The organism is Microcoleus sp. AT3-D2 (assembly GCF_036705715.1).
Lineage (GTDB): Bacteria > Cyanobacteriota > Cyanobacteriia > Cyanobacteriales > Microcoleaceae > Microcoleus.
Genome location: NZ_JAUBVE010000216.1, coordinates 1 through 1,119, shown reverse-complemented (window position 1 = coordinate 1,119; position 1,119 = coordinate 1). Strand labels below are relative to the sequence as shown.

General features: G+C 41.7%; 2 pseudogenes. One reads left to right on the top strand and one right to left on the bottom strand.

The window, feature by feature from the left end:
* Positions 1-405, bottom strand: a pseudogene (locus QUB44_RS30995) (hypothetical protein); the annotation flags it as partial.
* Positions 406-434: 29 nt separating this feature from the next.
* Here QUB44_RS30995 and QUB44_RS30990 point away from each other — a divergent pair.
* Positions 435-1,042: pseudogene (locus QUB44_RS30990) on the top strand (IS1 family transposase); the annotation flags it as partial.
* Positions 1,043-1,119: the final 77 nt, after the last annotated feature.

The window sequence follows — 1,119 nt, the reverse complement described above, 5'->3', positions numbered from 1 at the left end:
AACATTTTGGGGTTCTATATTTTTCACTCCGTTCAAGTCAGTTATATCATACCTCATCTTTCTGATAAATGCTATAGATAGTTCTTCCTCATCGATTTCAACTTTAGCATAGATTTGATATAATTTCTCAACGTAATTGTTAAGATTTATCGCAATTGTATTGCTGTAATCTTCTAATTTTGTCAGCCATTGAGTGTAAGTCAATGCTGTTTTCAGTAGCTTTTTCAACTCGTCCTTAAATTCCTGTAAATTGTCGGTAGTCAAGGTGCTGTCTAGTTCATCTATTCGCTGCTGCAACCAATTAACATTATCCTCCACTTGTCGGTAAAAATCAAACAGTATGCGGTGAATTTGCCTGCTGTTGTGAAAGGCTTTAATAATTTTAATGCGGTAGTGGCGTTGCATAATGGAGCTATGAAATCAGGGGAGAAACGATGCAGTGTCCAGAATGTGGCTCGACTAATATCAGTAAAAATGGGAAACAGAAAGGTAAACACTCATCACATCTGCAAGGAGTGCAGACGGCAGTTCTTTGATACCTATTCTCCGCCTGCAGGATACTCGGATGAGTTTAAGCGTGAGTGCCTCAGAATGTACGTCAATGGCTTAGGGTTTCGAGGGATTGAACGGGTCAAAGGGGTTCATCATACGACCGTGATTACTTGGGTCAAGCAAGTGGGTGAATTACTTCCTGATCCCTATGCTCCTGAAACAATTCCTGAAGTCGGTGAACTCGATGAACTGGAAACTTTTGTGGGGTCAAAAAAAAACAAAATCTGGCTGTGGACGGCGGTTGACAACTTTAAGCCAGGGATCTTAGGCTGGGTTTTAGGCGATCGTGCGTGCTGAGACCTTCAAGCCTTTGTGGACAGTTGTGGCCACCTGGCAGTGCTACTTCTACGTCACCGATGGGTGGTCTGTTTATCCGGGTTTTATCCCTGAAGGCGACTAGATTGTGAGTAAAACTTACATGACCCGAGTGGAAGGGGAAAACACTCGCTTACGCCATTATCTGGCTCGATTACATGGGAAGACGTTGTGTTAAGTAGTCAGACACAATTAATTACACAAATACATAGTAGAATGATATTTCCGGCAAAATTATGAGTTAATTACAGT